Source organism: Streptomyces sp. NPDC002513, from assembly GCF_053595355.1.
In genome coordinates this window covers 136,473-156,046 of sequence record NZ_JBSFXK010000010.1, presented here as the reverse complement: position 1 = coordinate 156,046, position 19,574 = coordinate 136,473, and the positions used below count along the sequence as shown (strand labels likewise).

The following is a 19,574-nucleotide window of genomic DNA, read 5'->3' as shown; positions in this document are numbered from 1 at the left end:
CGCCGACCCGGTGCGGACCCGCTTCCGGCCGGGCTCTACCGTGAGCCGCGTGACTGCGTTTACCGATGAAGACGTCCCCGGCCGCCACGGCCCCTCCGCGACCACCGAGGCCGACCCCCGGGCGGTGGGCCGGGTGCGGACCGAGTACTCCCCCGCGCACGACGGTGATCCCGACCCGGGAGAGATCGTCTGGACCTGGGTGCCGTTCGAGGAGAACGACGGGCGCGGCAAGGACCGCCCGGTGCTCGTGGTCGCCCGGGAGCCGGGCGGCACCCTGCTCGCCGTACAGCTGTCCAGCAAGCGGCACGACGGTGACCGGGAGTGGGTGCCGATAGGCAGCGGTCCCTGGGACCGGTCGGGGCGTGACTCCTGGGTGGCCGTGGACCGTGTGCTGCGGCTGCACGAGGACGGGATGCGGCGGGAGGCGTGCGCGCTGGACCGGATGCGCTTCAATCTCGTGGTGCACCGGCTGCGGGAGCGATACGGCTGGAGCTGAGGGGCCGGGTCAGGCGGCGCCCACAGCCGCGAGCGTCCGTCCGAAGGCGGACGGCCACCGGTTCACCCGAACGGTCCATCAGGCGCCGGGCGGCTTCCGGGCCGCTTTCCCCTGCTCATCCCGAAAGCCGTGGTCACCGGGCGCACCGGCGGCGTCTCCACCGGCCCGGGCCCCTGCTCCGCGTGCCGACGCGGGCGGCCTCCAGCGCCGCCGCGACGGCCGCCGGACGCCCCTCGGGCGTGCGGTGGGCGCCCGCCGTGACGATGGCCCTGTGTCCGCTGCGCGATCCCGCGCAGGCGCGTGCTCACGGCGCCACCCCCGTGGGCGCCGTGAGCACAGGGCGCGCGGTCGCCCGCGGCGCTCCGCCGGTCTCCCCCGTCGTGCTCATGAACGCATGGTGAGCGATGCTGGTCCTACGTCGCAACAGAGTTTCCCAGCGCCGGGAATCACCGTTTCCGGCCCGGGAAACAGGGAGGAAGCAGTCCGCGAAGCTCCGCTGCGCACTCTTGTGCGCATGCACACGAGGGTCTTGGGTGGGACGAGCGACGCCGGCCCGGCCCATCCGATGCCGGGCCGACGGCATGGTGGAATCTCAGGAGGATCCCGACATGTCCGATTCGGTGAGTGACCGTGCGGAGCCCCGCTCCGCGGTCACCGAAGCCGAGGTGGAGGCGCTGGTCCGCGGTATCTGTTTCAAGACCGGACCTCCTCGCGCGCTCGGCGTCGAAGTGGAATGGCTCGTCCACGAGCTGCGCCGGCCGTGGCTCCCGGCGCCTCCCGAACGTCTTCGCGCGGTCTACACCGCGTTGCGGACCCTGCCCCTGCGTTCGGCCCTCACCGTCGAACCGGGCGGCCAGCTGGAACTCAGCTCCGCCCCCGCCGCCTCCCTCATGGAGTGCATAGGGTCCGTCTCCGCCGACCTCGATGCGGTCCGCGCCCTGCTGGCCGAGGCGGATCTCGGCCTGAGCGGCTACGGCCACGATCCCTGGAACCCCCCGCGCCGCTTCCTGCGCGAGCCCCGCTACGACGCCATGGAGCGCTACCTCGACCGCACCGGTCCCGAGGGGCGGTCGATGATGTGCTCCTCGGCCTCCGTCCAGGTGTGCCTGGACGCGGGCTACGAGGAGCCCGGCCCGCTGGGGCACGGACGGCGCTGGTGGCTGGCGCACCGGCTGGGCGCGGTGCTGGTCGCGGCGTTCGCCCACTCCCCGCTGTCCCGGGGCCGGCCCACGGGCTGGCGCTCGACCCGGCAGTCCCTGTGGGCCGCCATGGATCCGGGGCGTTCCGGCGCACCGCCCCTCGTGGGCGATCCGCGGGCCGCCTGGGCCCGGCATGTGATGGACGCGCCCGTGATGTGCGTCCGCGGCGGGCCCGGCCCCTGGCATGTGCCCGACGGCCTGAGTTTCCGTGCCTGGGCCCGGTCCGCGGACCCCCCGGACCGCAGCGACCTCGACTACCACCTCACCACGCTGTTCCCTCCGGTCCGGCCCCGCGGACACCTCGAACTCCGCATGATCGACGCACAGCCCGGCGACGACGGGTGGATCGTGCCGCTCGCCGTGACGACGGCGCTGTTCGACGATCCCGAGGCCGCCGAGACCGCCTACCGGGCCGTCAAACCCCTGGCCGAGCGGGCGGACTCGCTGCCCCCGCCGCGCCATGCGCTGTGGGTGACCGCCGCGCGGAAGGGGCTGGCCGACCCGGAGCTGCGCGAGGCCGCCGTCGCCTGTTTCGCGGCCGCGGCCGACGCGCTGCCGAGGCTCGGCGCCACCGACGACGTCCGGGAAGCCGTCGCGGAGTTCACCGACCGCTACGTGGCCCGGGGCCGCTGCCCCGCCGACGACCTGCTGCTCCGGTTCCACGGGAAGGACACCCGTTCCGGCGGGGACGACACCCGGTTCCACGGGAAGGACATGCGCTCATGACCGACGCCCGGCCCCCGTTCGCCCCCGGCACGCTGCGGGAGCGCGCGCTGGACGCACTGACCACGGCGCGCGACCGCACCGCGCTCCTGACGACCTGTGTGGACGACCCCGATCTCACCGCCCAGCACTCCCCTTTGATGTCGCCCCTGGTCTGGGACCTCGCGCACATCGGCAACCAGGAGGAGCTGTGGCTGCTGCGCGCGGTCGCCGGACGCGAGGCCATGCGGCCCGAGATAGACGGGCTGTACGACGCCTTCGAGCATCCGCGCGCCGAGCGGCCCTCGCTGCCGCTGCTGTCGCCCGGCGAGGCCCGCCGCTATGCCGCGGAGGTACGGGGGCGGGCCCTGGACGTGCTGGAGAGCACGCCGTTCGAGGGCCGTCGGCTGACGGAGGCGGGCTTCGCCTTCGGCATGATCGCCCAGCACGAACAGCAGCACGACGAGACCATGCTGATCACCCATCAGCTGCGCCGGGGGCCGCAGGCGCTCACCGCCCCGGACCCGGCACCCGCACCGCCGTACACCGGCCCGTCCGAGGTCCTCGTGCCGGGCGGCCCGTTCACCATGGGCACCTCGGCCGAGCCATGGGCGCTGGACAACGAACGGCCCGCGCACCAGCGTGAGGTGCCGGCGTTCTTCATCGACGCCCTGCCGGTGACGAACGCCGCCTACCAGGCGTTCATCGAGGACGGGGGCTACGGCGACGAGCGCTGGTGGACGCCCGAGGGCTGGGCCCACGTCCGCACCCACGGTCTGACCGCGCCGCTGTTCTGGCGCCGCGAGGGCGGCCAGTGGCTGCGGCGGCGCTTCGGCGTCACCGAGGCCGTACCGCCCGGCGAGCCCGTTGTGCACGTGTGCTGGTACGAGGCGGACGCGTACGCGCGCTGGGCGGGGCGCAGGCTGCCCACCGAGGCCGAGTGGGAGAAGGCCGCCCGCCACGACCCGGTCACGGACCGGTCCCGGCGCTACCCGTGGGGTGACGCCGATCCGACGCCCGAGCACGCCAACCTCGGGCAGCGCCACCTGCGTCCGGCGCCGGCCGGCAGCTATCCGGCGGGCGCGTCCGCGCTCGGCGTACGGCAGCTGATCGGTGACGTGTGGGAGTGGACGTCGGGCGACTTCACGCCCTACCCGGGGTTCACGGCGTTCCCGTACAAGGAGTACTCGGAGGTCTTCTTCGGGTCCGCGTACAAGGTGCTGCGCGGCGGTTCGTTCGCCGTGGACCCGGTGGCCTGCCGGGGTACGTTCCGCAACTGGGACCACCCGGTCCGGCGCCAGATCTTCTCGGGTTTCCGCACCGCCAGGGACGTGTGATGTGCCGCCATCTCGCCTGTCTGGGGCCTGAGGTGCCGCTCGGACGCCTTCTCATGGAGCCTCCGCACAGCCTGTACCGGCAGGCGTGGGCGCCACGGCGGCAGCGGCACGGGTGCGTCAACGCCGACGGGTTCGGGGTCGGCTGGTACGCCGCGGGCGACCCCGTGCCGGCGCGCTACCGCAGGTCCGGCCCCATCTGGGCGGACACCTCCCTCACCGACCTGGCGCGGGTCGTGCGCTCGGGCGCCGTCCTGGCCGCGGTACGCGACGCGACACGCCCCGACCCCGACCTCGAGGCCGCGGCGGCGCCGTACGCCGGGGACCGATGGCTGTTCAGCCACAACGGAGCCGTCCGGGGATGGCCGGATTCGATGGCCGCACTCGCCGGTGCGCTGCCCCCGGTGGAGCTGCTCTCGCTCCAGGCGCGCTGTGACTCGGCGTTCGTGTGGGCGCTGCTGCTGAACCGGCTGCGGGCCGGTATCGAGGACGGGAAGGCGCTGGCCGACACCGTGCTGGAGGTCGCCTCGGCGGCCCCCGGCTCCCGGCTGAATCTGCTGATCACCGACGGCGAGACGATCACCGCGACCGCGTGGGGCGACACGCTGTGGTACCTCACCGGGCCCGGCGAGCGCGTCGTCGTGGCCTCCGAACCGTACGACGACGACCCGCACTGGCAGGAGGTACCCGACCGCACCCTGCTCTCGGCCACCCGCTCCGGCGTCGTGCTGACCGCGCTCAAGGACCCGCGCGACGACACGGCACCCGCACCACCCGAGGAGTCCCGCACGTGAGCCCGTTCCTTGTCACCCGCACCCTGCCCGAGGACGCCACCGAGGCCGCGCTGCGCGCCGATGTGCTGCACGGCCTCACGAACACGCCGAAGACCCTCCCGCCGAAGTGGTTCTACGACGCGCACGGCAGCGAGCTGTTCGAAAAGATCACCGAGCTGCCGGAGTACTACCCCACGCGCGCCGAGCGGGAGATCCTGATCGCCCGCTCCGGGGAGATCGCGGCCGCGACCGGCGCCCGGACGCTGGTCGAGCTGGGCTCCGGCTCCTCCGAGAAGACCCGCCATCTGCTGGACGCGCTGACCGGCCTGCGCACCTATGTGCCGGTGGACGTCAGCGAGAGTGCGCTGACCCAGGCGGGACACGCGCTGATCGCGGAGCGGCCCCGCCTCGACGTCCACGCGCTCATCGCCGACTTCACCACGGGGCTCGCCCTGCCGGACACGCCCGCGCCGCGGCTCGTGGCGTTCCTGGGCGGCACGATCGGCAATCTGCTGCCCGCCGAGCGGGCGGTGTTCCTCACCTCCGTACGGGCCCTGCTGTCGCCCGGGGACGCCCTGCTGCTCGGCACCGACCTGGTGAAGGACGAGTCGGTGCTGGTCGCGGCGTACGACGACGCGGCCGGGGTGACGGCCGCGTTCGACAAGAACGTGCTGACCGTGGTCAACCGGGAGCTGGGCGCGGACTTCGACCCGGACGCGTTCGACCATGTGGCCCTGTGGGACGCCGGCAACGAGTGGATCGAGATGCGGTTGCGGGCCCGGACGGCGCAGACCGTGAAGATCCCCGCGCTGGACCTGGCGGTGGAGTTCGCGGCCGGGGAGGAACTGCGCACGGAGGTGTCGGCGAAGTTCCGTAAGGACGGGGTCCGGCGTGAACTCTCCTCCGCCGGACTCGGGTTGACGCACTGGTGGACGGACGCGGAGGGGAGGTTCGCCCTGTCCTTGAGCGTGGCGCGCTGACGTACGGCACGGGGCATCCGTGCCGCCACCGGCACCCGTCGTCACGGGCCCCGCTCGCTGACAGCCTCACCTGGCCCACTCCCGGTCACGGCAGGCGGAACCGCCCGCGGGCGCAGACCCGCCCGCCATCGGGAGTGGGCCCGCGGCGGCTCCGGCCGCGGGCCGAATTCAGGGCCGACCGGCCCCCACCGGACCCCGGACAGCCCATGGGATCGCCCTCCGATCCGCTGGATGCTCGAGGTGTCGAGAGATGGGGAGGAGGGACCCGTGAGGGCGGCCGGCGCGCTCAGCCGACACCCTGTCCACGCCCCGCTCGCGGACCACGCCACCTCGCGCATCCGCCCGCGACGCCGAGTGATCGCGAGCTGATGCGGGGGGTTCTGCGGCCGAGACGCGCGCGGGCACCTGCCACGCGGACCACAGGACCCGTATCCGCGCCGACGCCGCTGAGGAGGAACAGCCATGAAGCACAACAAGGTGGGCTCGGTGATGACCTCGGATGTCGTCCGGGCCGAGTACGGCACTCCGTTCAAGGAGGTCGCGCGGCTGCTCGCCGACCACGGGATCAGCGGACTGCCGGTCGTCGACGAGGACGACAAGGTCATCGGCGTGATCTCCGAGACGGACCTGGTGGCCCGGCAGTCGGAGGCCCTCGACGCGGACCAGCCGAGGCGCCACTTCGGGATCACCGAGTTGACGCCCAGGACCCGTAGGCAGGCCGCCAGGTCCAGGGCCTTCACCGCCGGCCAGCTGATGGCCGAACCGCCCGTCACCGTGCACGCCGGGGAGACCATCGCCGAGGCCGCCAGGAGGATGGCGCAGCGGCGCGTCGAGCGGCTGCCCGTGGTGGACGAGGAGGACCGTCTCGTCGGCATCGTCACCCGCCGGGATCTGCTCCAGGTGTTCCTGCGGTCCGACGCGGAGATCCGCAACGAGGTGATCGGGGACGTGCTGGGGCGCGCCCTGCGACTGGCGCCCCGAACCGTCGACGTCTTCGTGGTGGAAGGCGTGGTCACCCTCGCCGGCCGGTTGGCGCGCAAGAGCGAGACGGAGATCGCCGTCTCCATGACCAGGCAGATCGACGGCGTGGTCGCGGTGATCGACCAACTCGCCTACCGTTTCGACGACTCCCTTCCGCCACCCGAGGAGCGGTCACGGCACGCCATCGCCGACGACTGGCCGCGCCATCGCTGAGAGGAGGTGACGGGTCCATGGCCGCACAGCCGTCGCCGGACGCGCCGGGAGGCCGCCCCGCGAGCGACCTCGGGCGGCGGATCACGCGACGGCGCGAGGAGTTGGGCGTGTCCCGGGAGGAAACCGCCGCGCGGGCGGGCATGGCTGCCGGCTACCTCCAGTACCTGGAGGAGCAGCCCGCCGCCGCACCCGGCGCCGCCTCCCTGCTGAGGCTGGCCGGAGCGCTGGAGACCACCGTCCGGGAACTCAACGGCGGCGACGTCGGTCTTCCGCCCGCCCTGGGACAGGCGGCGCGTCACCCGAAGTTCACCGAACTGGACCCGCGGGAATGCTGGGACCTGCTCTCGACCCACGGGGTGGGGCGGCTCGCGGTGCCCACCGCCTCCGGGCCGGTGATCGTCCCGGTGAACTACAGCGTCGTCGAGGGGGCGGTCGTCTTCAGAACACACCTCCACGCGGCTCCGGCCAGGGCGCGGGGCTCCCAGGTGGCCTTCGAGGTCGACCGCGTCGACGGAGCGTTGAGCGAGGGCTGGAGTGTCCTGGTGCGCGGACCCGCCGACGCCGTGACGGATCCCGACTCCGTACGACGCCTTCAGGAGGGGGCGCACAGCAAGCCCTGGGCGGGCGGACGGCGTGAGCTGTGGATCCGCATCGAGCCGCTCAGCGTCACCGGACGCAGGATCACCGTGTGAGGGACGGATCCGGTTCGGGACAGGTGGAGGGAGCCGCGCGGCTCCGGATCTCGGTACGGCCCCATGCCCGGGCCAAGGGGACGTCTGTATCGCGGACCGCCGCCCGGTGCGGCACGGTGGAGGGACGTGTGACACCCGCCGCGCGGAGAGGAGCACCCGCATGACCGACCACACCTACCGGGTCACGGAGATCGTCGGCAGCTCGCCCGAGGGCGTCGACCAGGCCGTACGCAACGCCATCGCCCGCGCCTCACAGACCCTGCGCAATCTGGACTGGTTCGAGGTCACGCAGGTCAGGGGCCGGATCGAGAACGGGCAGATCGATCACTACCAGGTCGGTCTGAAGGTGGGCTTCCGCCTGGAGGGCGGCGAGTAGTCCCGCTCCTCTCAGGTGCGCCCCTCCCGCTCCTGAGCGTCCCTCAGCGCGGCGGAGGGCGATGCCCAGCGGGCGCGCACGACGGTGAACCCCGCCCGTTCGGCGTCCTGACAGACGAGCTCGTCGTCGTCGACGAGCATACGGACCGCACGGCCCCGGGCCAGCTCGCGGAGCAGTTCCAGCTTCGTGACGCGGGCGGGCCTGCGGTCGCCGTCGGACCGCATGTACACCCGCCCCCCGGGCAGTCCGTGAGCGGCGAGCCAGTCGACCGTGTCGCGCCGGCAGCGCGCGGGCCGCCCGGTCAGATAGACCAGCTCGCACTCCTCGGCGGTGCGCAGCGCGAGCGCGACCCCCTCGGCCAGCGGCGGATCGTGCGGCGCGGACGCGAAGAACGCCTTCCAGTCGCGCGGCTTCCGCTCCAGGAAACGCTGCCGGTGGGCGGTGTCGGCGAGGGTGTTGTCGATGTCGAAGACGGCAACCGGCCCGCTGCTGTTCGTCACCGGCCCACTCTACGAGGGCCCCCGAGCCCTGGAGCATGCGGCCCCTCAATCGGCCGGCCCCGCGGGCACCGGGGAGCACGTTCCGGGGATGTGCACGCCCGCCACGGACGCGCGCGGCGGGCCGTGTGCCCCGTACGGCGCAGCGTGCGACACGGCCGTCCCGCGAGGCCTCCCTCACCTGGCTCAGCACTGCGTCACGACAGATTCTCGTACAGCAGTGGTATATGACCCATCCATGGCCAATCCTCACGTTGCGGACCGCATGCCGATAACGCAGGGTCAAGGTGTGAGAGCACTCTCGCCCGCCCCCGCCGCCGAAGAGGCCGGGGGCACAGACCGTCGCGTCCGCCTTCCCTTGCGCTTCCGGCTCCTGCCCGGTGCCGGACCGGCCCTCGGCCTGTTCGCCGCCATCCGTCTCACGGGGCTCGTGGCGATAGCCCTGGCGAACCACTCCCTGGGCCATCCGCTGCTCAAGGGTCTGGCCCACTCATGGGACTCGCGCTGGTATCTGCACATCGCCCAGCACGGCTACGGCACCCAGACCCACGTCCTGGCCTCCACCGGCGCCGTGCAACGCGACTGGGCGTTCTTCCCCCTGTATCCGGCGCTCATCCGTGCCGTGTACACCGTCCTGCCGATCACTCCGGGCGCCGCCGCCCTGCTGATCGCCTGGAGCGCCGCGGCGGTGGCCGCGTACGGCATCTACACGATCGGCTACCACCAGTACGGCCGAGCGGTCGCCACCGCACTCGTCGCCGTCTGGGCCGCCCTGCCCCACTCCGTCGTCCTCGACATCGCCTACACGGAGCCCCTGCTCACCGCGCTCGCCGCCTGGTCCCTGTACGCCGTGCTCACCGGACGCTGGCTGTGGGCCGGGGCGCTGGCCGCCCTGGCGGGCCTGTCCCGGCCCACGGGGTTCGCCGTGGCCGCGGCGGTGGCCGCCGTGGCGGTCCAGGAGATCGTCAAACGGCGCGGCCGGGTGCCCGCCCGCCTGTGGATCGGCACCGCGCTCGCCCCTCTCGGCTGGGTGGGCTTCGTCCTGTGGGTGGGCGCGCAGACGGGTGATCTGTTCGGCGGCTACTTCACGGTGCAGCGCGCCTGGGACTCCCGCTTCGACTTCGGCCTCGGCTCCCTGCACTTTCTGAAGGGGCTGCTCGAACACGGCGGCCGGGCCGTCTACCCGCTGGCCCTGGTGATCGTCGTGGCGGCGGTCCTGCTGTTCTGTCTGCTGTGCCTCGAGCGCGCCCCCCTGGCGCTGATCGTCTACGCGGGTGTGCTCGTGCTGATCACGGTCGGCGGCTCGGGCCCGTACGCGTCGAAGCCGCGCTTCCTGCTGCCGGCCTTCCCGCTGCTGATCCCGCTCGCGCACGGCCTCGTGCGCAGTTGGCGGCGGCGTCCGAAGCACGCCCTGCTGATCGGGGCCACCCTCGCCGCCGCCTCCGTGGCCTACGGCACCTATCTCCTGGCCGCAGGCCACACCCCGCTGTGAGGCGCGGGCCTCAGCGGTTCGGCTCGGCCCTGCTGATGTCCGCGAGGGCGGAGCGGGGGTCCTCCACGGCGGCGAGGTCGCCGAGGCTGACGATGCCGACCGGGCACCCGCCGCTCTCGACGACGGGGAGCCGGCGCACGGCATGCCGGCGCATCAGCTCGACCGCGTGGTCGGTGGTGTCGTCGGGCGAGAGGGTGATCACGGGCGGACGGGTGCACACCGAGCCCGCGGTCACGGTGTCCGGGTCGCGGTCCCCCGCCATGGCCCGGACCACGATGTCGCGGTCGGTGAGCACGCCGAACAGGTCCCGGTCGTAGGTCACCAGGACGTCGCCGACGTCCTGCTCGCGCATCAGACGGGCCACCCGGGTCACCGACGTCATCGGCTCGACGGCGACCGCGCCCCGGGACATCACGTCACGTACCTGTCTGCTCATGGGAACCTCCCGGATCGTCTCGTCGGAGCACGCCCCCGGCTCCGCACCCGGCCGGGTGCGGCCCGGCGGCGGCACTCCAGCCGCTCCAGCGGCGGACGGCGACCACGATCACCGGTCCGTCCGGCGGCGTCGTGCGGTACTGGGGGTACTTCTGTGCCAGCAGAGTCAGGGCCGCCCCGTACTCCTCGCGGTCCCGCGTCGCCGGCGCACCGGGCGGCACCGTCCGCGCGTCTCCGTCGGCCCGTACCCACCACAGCCGTTCCCAGTCCTCGTCGTACGCGTCCGCCAGCAGGCAGACGGCCGGCTGGACGGCGATGTTGCGCAGCCGCTTCAACCGGTGGGACTGCTTGGGCTTGCGGTCGACGGCCATGACGATCCCGTCGTCGCCGCGCCGTGCGAACACCACCGGTACGAGGTGGGGCCGTCCCGCGGAGTCCACGGTCGCAAGACGCGCCACCCGGGCATCCGTGAACCGTCGTCGTGCCTCGTCCTCGGGCATCCGTGGCACCGTCCGGTCCTCCTTCCGGCGCGTCCCCGGGTACCCGGCGTCCGGCCTCCTACACGATCACCGGGCCCCCGCACGCTGCCGCCCGGTGCGGATGTCGGCTCCGGGGCGGCGGGGCAGACTGGAAGGACAGATCCGTGCTTCACGGGCCGCCCGGCAAGGAGGCCGCCGTGGAATTCGACGTGATCGTGGAAATCCCGCAAGGATCACGCAACAAGTACGAGATGGACCACGCACTGAACCGCCTCCGCCTGGACCGGATGCTGTTCACGTCCACCCGGTATCCGGCCGACTACGGCTACATCGAGCACACCCTGGGCCGGGACGGCGACCCGCTCGACGCCCTCGTCCTGGTCGGCGACCCCACCTTCCCGGGCTGTGTGATCGAGTGCCGTGCCGTCGGCATGTTCGTGATGAAGGACGAGAAGGGGCCCGACGAGAAGGTCCTCTGCGTCCCGGCACACGATCCGCGCTACTCCTCCGTGCAGGACATCGACGACGTCCCCACCTTCGACCGGCTGGAGATCACCCACTTCTTCGAGGTCTACAAGGAACTGGAGCCCGGCAAGTCGGTCGAGGGCTCCCACTGGGAGGGACGCGAGCGGACGTACGCGGAGATCGACGCCGCCCGTCGGCGTGCCGCGGAGCAAGGAGGGACCGCGGCATGACGGCCGATCCTCACTCCCTCTCCGAGAGGCTCACCCTCGTCTGCGGCGACTGCGGGTGCGTCTGGGACCCGGTGTTCCGGGTCGTGCACTTCACCGACCGGGCCGGGTTGACGTCGCAGGCCTACGTCGACGAGCGGGGCCGGGTGCTCAGGTCGCCGCCGGCCGACGCGGTCTGCCCCGGGTGCGACGGCGTCAGGGTGCACGCCCTGCCGCCGGGCCTCGCCGCCCGGGCGCACGCCGCCGAAGACGCCGTCCACGAGCGCTGTGACCACCAGCCGCGTCCACGGCACTTGTCCCGGGTTGTTCAGCCGTGGGCGCCTTCCCGTGCGCGGGGAAGCACCGTGACGCGACGGAAGTTGCATGCGTCGCGGGGAAGGGACGGAAGGGGCGGAAGAGACTCGGACGGGGGATGGGTCTGGTGGGCCTGCAGCGCCATGCTCACCAGGCTCAACAGCAGGTCGACATCGGTGTCGCAGTCCAGGTGCACCGTCACCCAGCGCGAGCCGGGCACCATGCGGATGGCGGTCGACCCGGCGAGGTCGCCGGAGAAGCGCCGCAGGGCCCCCCAGGTCAGATGCAGGTCCGCCTCGCGGTCGGTGTGGAAGTGGACGATCTCGCTGTACCGGGAGCGAAGTCCCCGCCCGGTGCCACAACTGGCAGGCTCCGCCGTGAGGTCGGGCCAGGCCTTGAGTCGCTCCAGGGCGCGTTGGGCCAGAGTCATGAGCCCATCGTCGCCTTCTCACCCCCCGGACACCAGAGGTTGAGCGTTCCGTAACCGGGACGTGAGGTTACCGACCGTGACGGAGCGGTCCGGAATGCGACAAGGAAGCGGGTGGCCCCGGCCTGTTACGGGGGAGGTGGCCGGGGCTCGTCACCGACGCTACGCCGGCCGGTCCGGCCGTTTTGACGTCATGACGGAACGCTGACGGCGAACCGGCCGACGCTGACGCGTTGTTGACGCTCCCGCGCAGGCGCGTCAGCGGGCCGGGGATCACTGCTCGAAGCGATAGCCCATCCCGGGCTCGGTGATGAGGTGGCGGGGGTGGGCGGGGTCCGTCTCCAACTTGCGGCGCAACTGGGCCATATAGACGCGCAGGTAGTTGGTCTTCTCGCTCCGGGTCGCTCCCCAGACCTCCTGGAGCAGGTGCTGCTGGGTGACCAGCCGCCCCGGGTTGGTGACCAGGATCTCCAGCAGCTGCCACTCGGTCGGGGTGAGCCGCACCTCGCTGCCGTCACGTGCCGCCTTCTTGGCCAGCAGGTCGATGGTGAAGCCCTCGGTCGTGATCCGGTTCGCCTGGGGGGCGATCGGCGCCTCCTCCGAGCGGCGGACGGCGGCCCGCAGCCTGGCGAGCAACTCGTCCAGGCTGAACGGCTTGGTGACGTAGTCGTCGGCGCCCGCGTCGAGGGCCGCCACCTTCTCCCCCGAGGACTGACGGGCGGACAGCACCAGTATCGGCACGCGGGTCCAGCTGCGCAGTGCCTTGATGACGTCCACACCGTCCATGTCGGGCAGCCCGAGATCGAGCAGGACCGCAGCGGGCTGGTGGGCCGCTGCGAGACTCAGGGCGGTGGCGCCGTCGGGGGCCGCGTCCACGTCGTAGCGGCGGGCTTGCAGATTGATCACGAGGGCCCGGACGAGCTGCGGGTCGTCCTCCACCACCAGCACCCGGCTCATGGGGGTTTACCTCTCCTTCCGTACGGAATCACCGATATCGGCGGTCGACCGCCGCAACGCAGGCAGAAGCCGGCCGCGCCGGAGCATCTCCGGGACCGCCGGCTCCGTGGGGGCGTGCGCCCTCAGTGTTTCGCCACGAGTTCCTTCAAAACGATATTGAGCTGAAGGACGTCCACACGGGGTTCGCCGATGAAGCCGAGGCCGCGACCCTGGGGGTAGTCCCTGACCAGGATATCGACCCGGGCGACGGGCAGGTCTTCCTCGGCGGCGACCGGGTGGACCTGGAGGCCGGTTCAAGCCGTGGAGATGTCCGGGTGTACGAGCCGCCGCCGTCCGGAAAGGCGCGACGACCTGGCGGTACGAGGCCACGAGCACCGCCGGCAGGGCCGCGTGCGGAACGGCACGCGGTGCACTCAGGTTCTGGCCGCCTCGGGCCGGTTCCCTACGCTCATTGCGCGTTCTTCGCGCCGCGAGCGGCGACCTTGACGCTGCTTGACATCCCGTGTGACGCGGGCGACACGGGACAGCGCTGCCTCGGCGTCAAGAAGCGCGGGGGTCTCGTCAGGGTCGTATCAAGGCGGCTCTCTCCCGGCTCCCCCGCTGGTTACCGTCGGCGGTATGGAAGGCCGCGACCACACGCGACACAAGGTGACCTGCGCGCCTGCGGGAGAACCCGGGAGGACGGTGTCCGACCGCCGCTGGGCGAAGGAGCTGTACAGCTCGGTCCGCTGCGCGGTCGCGCTCCTGGCGATGCTGCTCCTGATCGACTGGGGCGTCGGCGACGCGACCCCGTGGCGCACCGCGCTGTGGTGCGCGCTGTCCCTGCTGCTCTTCGTGGTGCTGTGCCCCCGGCGGATCTCCGCGGGCGAGGGCTGGCTGTCCTCGCGCGGGCTGCTGCGCACGCGGCGCGTCCGCACCGACCTGCTGGTGTCGGTGCGCTGCCTGGACGGCGTCTCCCAGCGGCTCGTGCTGCGGGACGCGTTCGGCGAGCGGGTCGAGCTGGATCCCCGGGTGCTGGTGGACAATCCCGACCTGTGGCACCGCCTGTACGAGGACGCGCGTGCTTCGGCGCAGCGCGGCTGTCTGATGTGCGGGGAGACCGCGCTGCGCCGCGTCCAGCGGCGGATCGACCGCGAGACCGCCCTGACCGTGTTCAAGGTGTCGGGGCTGGAATAGCGGCGTCGAGGCGCCGAAGGTGCCGGGCCCGCGGCCGGGGCGAGCCGGTCGCGGGCCGCCGGCGGGCGGCCGTGGGACCGCGGATGCCCCGGAAGAGGTGGGGCCGGCGCAGGACGGTGTCGGTGCTCATGGGGCACCTCCTGCGCTGAGCGCACCCTGCGGGTGCCGTTGTTCGGCGGGCTCGGCGACGGGCAGGGCCAGCACCATGGTCAGGCCGCCGCCGGGGGTGTCCTCGGGGGTGAGGGTTCCGTGCATCGCCTCGGCCAGGCCCTTGGACAGGGCGAGGCCGAGGCCGAGGCCGGTGGTGTTGTCGCTGTCGCCGAGACGTTGGAAGGGCTCGAAGAGCCGCTCGCGCCCGGCCTGGGGCAGGCCGGGACCGCGGTCCACGACGCGCAGTTCGACGCGGCCCGCCAGAGCGCTCGCGGTCACCAGCACCGGGGCGCCGGGCGGGGTGTGGCGGGCGGCGTTGCCGGCCAGGTTGGCGACGACCCGTTCCAGCAGGGGCGGATCGGCCAGTACCGCGGGGATCTCCTCCACGGCGGCGGCCTCCACGCCGGGGATGTCGGCGAGCGCGGCCGGCAGCACCTCTTCCAGCGTGGTGGCGCGCAGGTTCAGGTTGAGGGCGCCCGCTTCCAGACGGCTGAGGTCGAGCAGGTTCTCCACCAGCCGGTTGAGCTTCGCCATGGACTCGTCGGCGGTGGCCAGCAGTTCCTCCCGGTCCTGCGGTGAGAAGTGCACGTCATGGCTGCGCAGCGAGGTGACGGCGGCCCAGCCCGCGGCCAGCGGGGTGCGCAGGTCGTGGCCCACGGCCCGCAGCAGCGCCGTACGCAACCGGTCGGCGGCCCGCACCGGTTCGACCTCGGCGGCGGCCTCGGCGAGCCGGGCCCGCTCGACGGCGGATCCCACGTGCGCGGCGAAGGCGCCGAGGACCCGCCGCTCGGAGGCGGACAGGGTGCGGCCGTGCAGTGCGAGGAAGGCCCCGGGGCCGGCCGGTACGGCGGTGACGCCCTCGGCGTCGGGTTGCTCGTCCACCAGTTCGACCGACGTCATGCCGAAGGTCTCCCGCGTGCGTTCCAGCAGGGCCGGGATCGTCTGGCCGCCGCGGACGATGCTGCCCGCGAGCGAGGACATGGTCTCCGCCTCGGCGGTCGCGCGGGCCGAGCGCCGCGACAGGCGCAGCGAGCGGTCGACGGCCCCGGCCACGGTGGCGGCCACCACGACGAAGACGCCGAGGGCGAGGAGCGCGTTCGGATCGTCCAGGGTGAACTGCCCGACGGGCGGGATGAACCAGTAGTTGAGCAGCAGGGAGGCGGTCACGGACGCGATCACGGCCGAGGCGACCCCGCCGATGCAGGCCACGCCGACCACGGCGAGCAGAAACAGCAGGGTCTCGCTGGTGAGGTTCACGGTGCCGCGGACCTGGGCGAGGACGGCGGTGAGCAGCAGGGGCAGCACCAGTCCGGCCACCGGGCCGGCGACCAGGCGGGCCGTCGAGAGTGTGCGGCGCCGCGACGGCAGCAGCGTGCCCCGTCCGGCGCGCTCGTGCGTGACCCGGTGCACATCGATGTCCCCGCTGAGCGCGGTCACGGTCTCCGCCGTGCCGAGACCCGTCAGGAACCGCTCCAGGCGCCCGCGGCGGCTGCTCCCCAGGACGAGCTGGGTGGCGTTCTCGGCCCGCGCGAACTCCACCAGGGCGGTCGCGATGTCGTCGCCGACGATCGAGTGGTAGCTGCCGCCGAGGTCCTCGATGAGCCGCCGCTGCCGGGCGAGGGAGGCGTGCGAGGCGCCGGCGGCCAGCCCGTCGCTGCGGGCCACGTGCACGGCGGCCAGATCGCCTCCGGCCGACCGGTCGGCGATCCGGGCCGCCCGCCGGATGAGCGTGTCGCCCTCCGGGCCGCCGGTGAGGGCGACCACGACCCGCTCCCGGGTCTCCCACACCCCGCCGATCGCGTGCTCGGCCCGGTACGTCTGGAGCGCGTCGTCGACCCGGTCGGCCACCCACAGCAGAGCAAGCTGGCGCAGCGCGGTCAGGTTTCCGGGCCGGAAGTAGTGGGCGAGGGCCGCGTCGATCTTCTCCGGCGGGTAGATGTTGCCGTGCGCCATACGGCGGCGCAGCCGCTCGGGCGAGATGTCGACCAGTTCGATCTGGTCGGCGCGGCGTACGACGTCGTCCGGCACCGTCTCGTGCTGCGGCACCCCGGTGATCTTCTCGGCGACGTCCTTGAGGGACTCCAGGTGCTGGATGTTGACCGCGGTGACGACCTCGATCCCGGCCGCCAGCATCCGTTCGACGTCCTGCCAGCGCTTGGGGTTGCGGCCGCCGCCGGGCACATTGGTGTGGGCCAGGTCGTCGACGAGCACGACGTCGGGCCGGCGGCGCAGCACCGCGTCCAGGTCCAGCTCGGAGAACTCCGCCGTGGGCGAGACGCACCGGGCCCGGGGCACGACCTCCAGGTCCCGCAGCATCTCCTCGGTGTGCGGTCGCGCGTGGCACTCCGCGAAACCGACGACGACGTCCGCGCCGCGGGCAGCCCGGCGCCGTCCCTCGTCGAGCATCCGGCAGGTCTTGCCCACCCCCGGGGCGGCTCCGAGGTAGACCTTCAGTTGTCCGGGCCGTACATCACTCATAGCAGCCGAAGCGCTCCGCTCACTGACTCAACACCCCCGCGGGCAAGGGTGACTTCTTGTGTCCGCTGCTCTCACGGAAGCCCCCTCCGGGGCCGGTCGGCACCGTCGTTAGCGCATCCTTGGCGCGGCCCACCTGGACCTTGACATGGTCTTGACGTGTCCGGGGTCCGAGAGCGCGAAGGCGGGTGCCGGAACGTCCGGCCGACGGGGGAGCCCGAGCGGGACACCACGGCCGGCCGCTCCCTGGGCGGGACGGGTTCGCGGTCGCGACGACCTCGGCCGCCCTCACCGGCCGACGGGATGTCCATGGGAGGTGCGCCCACCGGCCGCGCCCTCACCTCGGCACAGGGGACGGAAGGGGAGGCCGGGCAGGTACCGCCACCACGGCCGGGGGACGGGGCGGCGGCACACGCTCCGGCGCCCCGAGCACACCGGCGGACGGGCCCGGCCGGCCGCGCCGCCTGACCACGCCGGAGCGAAGGAGGCGGCAGGGCGGGAGAACCGTGGTGGACGACATGACGCTCCGTGTTCACTCCGGCAGGGATCGGCCCCGCCTGCACGCCTGGCCGCCTCCGGGGCCGGAACTCGCCTTTTGATGCGTCCCTGATGTCGGTTTGCCACTTCACTGACGCCGGTCCGGGGTCTTTAACGGAAGCTTGACGTGGGAGCCCGCCATATCTGTGAGCCAAAGCGTCACTCTCTGCTTACGCTGGTGCGGCCGTCCGCGTGATGGCCGAATCCCTCACCGAGCCGTACCTCAGGAGTGCACGCCGATGGCCACCACCGAACACCCCCCTGCGCGCCGCTTGCGGGCGTGGATGCTGGAGGGGCTGTCCGACATGGGCAAGGGCTCCGTCCAGGGCACGCGCACCGAGCCCGAACCCGTGCACCGGGGCCAGCGCTGGTGGCGGGTGATGTGTCTGACCGGTGTCGACTACTTCTCCACCCTCGGCTACCAGCCGGGCATCGCCGCGCTCGCCGCCGGTCTGCTCTCCCCCATCGCCACCATCGTGCTGGTGATCGTCACCCTGGCCGGCGCCCTGCCCGTCTACCGGCGCGTCGCCGAGGAGAGCCCGCACGGCGAGGGCTCCATCGCCATGCTGGAGCGGCTGCTGTCCTTCTGGCAGGGCAAGCTCTTCGTGCTGACCCTGCTCGGCTTCGCCGCCACCGACTTCCTGATCACCATCACCCTCTCCGCCGCCGACGCCTCCACCCACCTGGTGGAGAACCCCCACCTCACCGGCACCCTCCACGGCCATCAGATGCTGATCACCCTGCTGCTGGTCGCGCTGCTGGGCGCGGTGTTCCTCAAGGGGTTCCTGGAGGCGATCGGTGTCGCGGTCGTCCTCGTCGGCGTCTATCTCGCCCTGAACGCCGTGGTGGTCGTCGTGGGCCTGTGGCACGTCGCCACCGCCGGGCATGTGGTCACCGACTGGTCCGGCGCCCTGACCGCCCAGCACGGCAACGTCTTCGTGATGATCGGCCTGGCGCTGCTCGTGTTCCCGAAGCTGGCGCTCGGCCTGTCCGGCTTCGAGACCGGCGTCGCCGTCATGCCCCATGTGCAGGGCGACCCGGCCGACACCGAGGAGAAGCCCACCGGCCGGATCCGGGACACGAAGAAGCTGCTCACGACCGCCGCCGTCATCATGAGCGGCTTCCTGATCACGACCAGCTTCATCACGACGCTGCTGATCCCAAAGAAGGAGTTCCAGACCGGCGGCCAGGCGAACGGGCGCGCGCTGGCGTATCTGGCGCACGAGTATCTGGGCGGCGGCTTCGGCACGGTCTACGACGTCTCGACGATCGCGATCCTGTGGTTCGCGGGCGCCTCCGCCATGGCCGGCCTGCTGAACCTGATGCCGCGCTACCTCCCCCGCTACGGCATGGCCCCGCACTGGGCCCGCGCCGTACGGCCCATGGTCATGGTCTTCACCCTGGTCGCCTTCGTCGTCACCTGGATCTTCGACGCCAACGTCGACGCCCAGGGCGGCGCCTACGCCACCGGTGTGCTCGTGCTGATCAGCTCCGCGGCGATCGCGGTGACCATCGCCGCCCGCAAGGCCCGCCAGCGCAACTGGACGATCGCGTTCGCGGTGATATCCGCGGTGTTCCTCTACACCACCGTCGTCAACGTGATCGAGCGGCCGGACGGTGTGAAGATCGGTGCCTGCTTCATCGCCGGGATCATCCTCGTCTCGCTGCTGTCCCGCCTCGCCCGGGCCTTCGAGGTGCGGGTGACCAGCGTGACCCTGGACGACCTGGCGGAACGCTTCGTCCGGGACATCGCCAGCCGCCGTATCCGCTTCATCGCCAACGAGCCCGACAACCGGGACGCCGCCGAGTACCGCGAGAAGATCGAGCAGATCCACACCGACAACGACATGACCCCCCAGGACGACTTCGTCTTCGTGGAGGTGACCGTCACCGACCCCTCGGAGTTCGAGGCGGGTCTGACCGTGCGCGGCGAGGTCCTGCACGGCCGCTACCGCGTGCTCACCCTGGAGTCGTCCTCCATCCCCAACGCCCTCGCCGCGCTGACGCTCCACGTCCGCGACACCACGGGCTGTATCCCGCACATCTACTTCGAGTGGACCGAGGGCAGCCCCTTCGCCAACTTCCTGCGGTTCTTCCTCTTCGGCCAGGGCGAGGTCGCCCCGGTGACCCGGGAGGTGCTGCGCGAGGCGGAACCCGACCGCAAGCGCCGGCCCCGCGTCCACGTCGGCTGACATCCCGGAACTGCCGGAGGGCGGG

Annotated in this window: 18 protein-coding genes and 1 pseudogene; 12 read left to right on the top strand and 7 right to left on the bottom strand. The window is 72.5% G+C overall.

Annotated elements, in window-relative coordinates:
* Window positions 1–49: 49 nt before the first annotated feature.
* The 8 genes from ACWD5Q_RS10215 to ACWD5Q_RS10180 all read left to right on the top strand — a co-directional run bounded on the left by ACWD5Q_RS10215 (window position 50) and on the right by ACWD5Q_RS10180 (window position 7,746).
* Window positions 50–496, top strand: coding sequence for a type II toxin-antitoxin system PemK/MazF family toxin (locus ACWD5Q_RS10215; RefSeq protein ID WP_451426569.1), 447 nt, complete (start codon window positions 50–52; stop codon window positions 494–496).
* Window positions 497–1,104: 608 nt separating this feature from the next.
* Window positions 1,105–2,421, top strand: coding sequence for an ergothioneine biosynthesis glutamate--cysteine ligase EgtA (gene egtA, locus ACWD5Q_RS10210; RefSeq protein ID WP_451426568.1), 1,317 nt, complete (start codon window positions 1,105–1,107; stop codon window positions 2,419–2,421).
* On the top strand, window positions 2,418–3,734 hold the full coding sequence (egtB, locus tag ACWD5Q_RS10205) for an ergothioneine biosynthesis protein EgtB (RefSeq protein WP_451426567.1): 1,317 nt from the start codon (window positions 2,418–2,420) through the stop codon (window positions 3,732–3,734). Before egtA ends, egtB begins: the two co-directional genes overlap by 4 nt.
* Window positions 3,734–4,525: an ergothioneine biosynthesis protein EgtC gene (gene egtC / locus ACWD5Q_RS10200; protein ID WP_451426566.1), complete on the top strand. Its 792-nt coding sequence runs from the start codon at window positions 3,734–3,736 to the stop codon at window positions 4,523–4,525. The genes egtB and egtC overlap by 1 nt, the downstream gene beginning before the upstream one ends.
* Window positions 4,522–5,484: an L-histidine N(alpha)-methyltransferase gene (gene egtD / locus ACWD5Q_RS10195; protein WP_451426565.1), complete on the top strand. Its 963-nt coding sequence runs from the start codon at window positions 4,522–4,524 to the stop codon at window positions 5,482–5,484. Before egtC ends, egtD begins: the two co-directional genes overlap by 4 nt.
* A gap of 462 nt (window positions 5,485–5,946) precedes the next feature.
* Complete coding sequence (locus ACWD5Q_RS10190; RefSeq protein ID WP_451426564.1) at window positions 5,947–6,678, top strand: CBS domain-containing protein; 732 nt, start codon at window positions 5,947–5,949, stop codon at window positions 6,676–6,678.
* A 17-nt stretch (window positions 6,679–6,695) separates the two neighbouring features.
* Window positions 6,696–7,370, top strand: a complete 675-nt coding sequence (locus tag ACWD5Q_RS10185) for a helix-turn-helix domain-containing protein (RefSeq protein WP_451426563.1) — start codon at window positions 6,696–6,698, stop codon at window positions 7,368–7,370.
* A 160-nt stretch (window positions 7,371–7,530) separates the two neighbouring features.
* Complete coding sequence (locus ACWD5Q_RS10180) at window positions 7,531–7,746, top strand: dodecin (RefSeq protein ID WP_451426562.1); 216 nt, start codon at window positions 7,531–7,533, stop codon at window positions 7,744–7,746.
* A gap of 11 nt (window positions 7,747–7,757) precedes the next feature.
* On the opposite strand, the gene ACWD5Q_RS10175 is transcribed toward ACWD5Q_RS10180, so the two are convergent.
* On the bottom strand, window positions 7,758–8,246 hold the full coding sequence (locus ACWD5Q_RS10175; RefSeq protein WP_451426561.1) for a phosphatase domain-containing protein: 489 nt from the start codon (window positions 8,244–8,246) through the stop codon (window positions 7,758–7,760).
* Window positions 8,247–8,532: 286 nt separating this feature from the next.
* Between ACWD5Q_RS10175 and ACWD5Q_RS10170 the strand changes: the two genes are divergently transcribed.
* On the top strand, window positions 8,533–9,735 hold the full coding sequence (locus tag ACWD5Q_RS10170; RefSeq protein WP_451426560.1) for a hypothetical protein: 1,203 nt from the start codon (window positions 8,533–8,535) through the stop codon (window positions 9,733–9,735).
* A gap of 10 nt (window positions 9,736–9,745) precedes the next feature.
* Here the strand turns inward: ACWD5Q_RS10170 and ACWD5Q_RS10165 are convergent, their stop codons facing one another.
* The gene (locus ACWD5Q_RS10165) at window positions 9,746–10,171 is read right to left on the bottom strand and encodes a CBS domain-containing protein (RefSeq protein ID WP_451426559.1); all 426 of its coding nucleotides are present in this window, start codon (window positions 10,169–10,171) and stop codon (window positions 9,746–9,748) included.
* A complete protein-coding gene (locus ACWD5Q_RS10160) occupies window positions 10,152–10,670 on the bottom strand; it encodes a TIGR03668 family PPOX class F420-dependent oxidoreductase (RefSeq protein WP_451426591.1) in 519 nt (172 codons plus the stop codon). Before ACWD5Q_RS10160 ends, ACWD5Q_RS10165 begins: the two co-directional genes overlap by 20 nt.
* A gap of 176 nt (window positions 10,671–10,846) precedes the next feature.
* Here ACWD5Q_RS10160 and ACWD5Q_RS10155 point away from each other — a divergent pair, with 176 nt between their 5' ends.
* On the top strand, window positions 10,847–11,344 hold the full coding sequence (locus ACWD5Q_RS10155; protein ID WP_451426558.1) for an inorganic diphosphatase: 498 nt from the start codon (window positions 10,847–10,849) through the stop codon (window positions 11,342–11,344).
* Between the two features lie 304 nt (window positions 11,345–11,648).
* On the opposite strand, the gene ACWD5Q_RS10150 is transcribed toward ACWD5Q_RS10155, so the two are convergent.
* From ACWD5Q_RS10150 to ACWD5Q_RS10140, 3 genes and pseudogenes are all read right to left on the bottom strand, one after another.
* A complete protein-coding gene (locus ACWD5Q_RS10150; RefSeq protein WP_451426557.1) occupies window positions 11,649–12,065 on the bottom strand; it encodes a luciferase domain-containing protein in 417 nt (138 codons plus the stop codon).
* A gap of 270 nt (window positions 12,066–12,335) precedes the next feature.
* Window positions 12,336–13,019, bottom strand: a complete 684-nt coding sequence (locus ACWD5Q_RS10145; RefSeq protein ID WP_451426556.1) for a response regulator — start codon at window positions 13,017–13,019, stop codon at window positions 12,336–12,338.
* 122 nt (window positions 13,020–13,141) lie between these two features.
* Window positions 13,142–13,294 (bottom strand): annotated as a pseudogene (locus ACWD5Q_RS10140) (potassium-transporting ATPase subunit C); the annotation flags it as partial.
* Between the two features lie 409 nt (window positions 13,295–13,703).
* Here ACWD5Q_RS10140 and ACWD5Q_RS10135 point away from each other — a divergent pair.
* The gene (locus tag ACWD5Q_RS10135; protein ID WP_451426555.1) at window positions 13,704–14,195 is read left to right on the top strand and encodes a hypothetical protein; all 492 of its coding nucleotides are present in this window, start codon (window positions 13,704–13,706) and stop codon (window positions 14,193–14,195) included.
* A 126-nt stretch (window positions 14,196–14,321) separates the two neighbouring features.
* Here ACWD5Q_RS10135 and ACWD5Q_RS10130 read toward each other — a convergent pair whose 3' ends face one another.
* Window positions 14,322–16,823, bottom strand: coding sequence for an ATP-binding protein (locus tag ACWD5Q_RS10130; RefSeq protein ID WP_451426554.1), 2,502 nt, complete (start codon window positions 16,821–16,823; stop codon window positions 14,322–14,324).
* A 773-nt stretch (window positions 16,824–17,596) separates the two neighbouring features.
* Here ACWD5Q_RS10130 and ACWD5Q_RS10125 point away from each other — a divergent pair.
* On the top strand, window positions 17,597–19,549 hold the full coding sequence (locus ACWD5Q_RS10125; RefSeq protein ID WP_451426553.1) for an amino acid transporter: 1,953 nt from the start codon (window positions 17,597–17,599) through the stop codon (window positions 19,547–19,549).
* Window positions 19,550–19,574 lie beyond the last annotated feature (25 nt).

Bases quoted from the DNA above. Each gene is read 5' to 3' on its own strand.
- ACWD5Q_RS10145 (WP_451426556.1), bottom strand. From the start codon at position 13,019: ATGAGCCGGGTGCTGGTGGTGGAGGACGACCCGCAGCTCGTCCGGGCC.
- ACWD5Q_RS10190 (WP_451426564.1), top strand. From the start codon at position 5,947: ATGAAGCACAACAAGGTGGGCTCGGTGATGACCTCGGATGTCGTCCGG.
- ACWD5Q_RS10165 (WP_451426559.1), bottom strand. From the start codon at position 10,171: ATGAGCAGACAGGTACGTGACGTGATGTCCCGGGGCGCGGTCGCCGTC.
- ACWD5Q_RS10180 (WP_451426562.1), top strand. From the start codon at position 7,531: ATGACCGACCACACCTACCGGGTCACGGAGATCGTCGGCAGCTCGCCC.
- ACWD5Q_RS10150 (WP_451426557.1), bottom strand. From the start codon at position 12,065: ATGACTCTGGCCCAACGCGCCCTGGAGCGACTCAAGGCCTGGCCCGAC.
- ACWD5Q_RS10130 (WP_451426554.1), bottom strand. From the start codon at position 16,823: ATGAGTGATGTACGGCCCGGACAACTGAAGGTCTACCTCGGAGCCGCC.
- egtC (WP_451426566.1), top strand. From the start codon at position 3,734: ATGTGCCGCCATCTCGCCTGTCTGGGGCCTGAGGTGCCGCTCGGACGC.
- egtA (WP_451426568.1), top strand. From the start codon at position 1,105: ATGTCCGATTCGGTGAGTGACCGTGCGGAGCCCCGCTCCGCGGTCACC.
- ACWD5Q_RS10160 (WP_451426591.1), bottom strand. From the start codon at position 10,670: ATGCCCGAGGACGAGGCACGACGACGGTTCACGGATGCCCGGGTGGCG.
- ACWD5Q_RS10185 (WP_451426563.1), top strand. From the start codon at position 6,696: ATGGCCGCACAGCCGTCGCCGGACGCGCCGGGAGGCCGCCCCGCGAGC.
- egtB (WP_451426567.1), top strand. From the start codon at position 2,418: ATGACCGACGCCCGGCCCCCGTTCGCCCCCGGCACGCTGCGGGAGCGC.
- ACWD5Q_RS10125 (WP_451426553.1), top strand. From the start codon at position 17,597: ATGGCCACCACCGAACACCCCCCTGCGCGCCGCTTGCGGGCGTGGATG.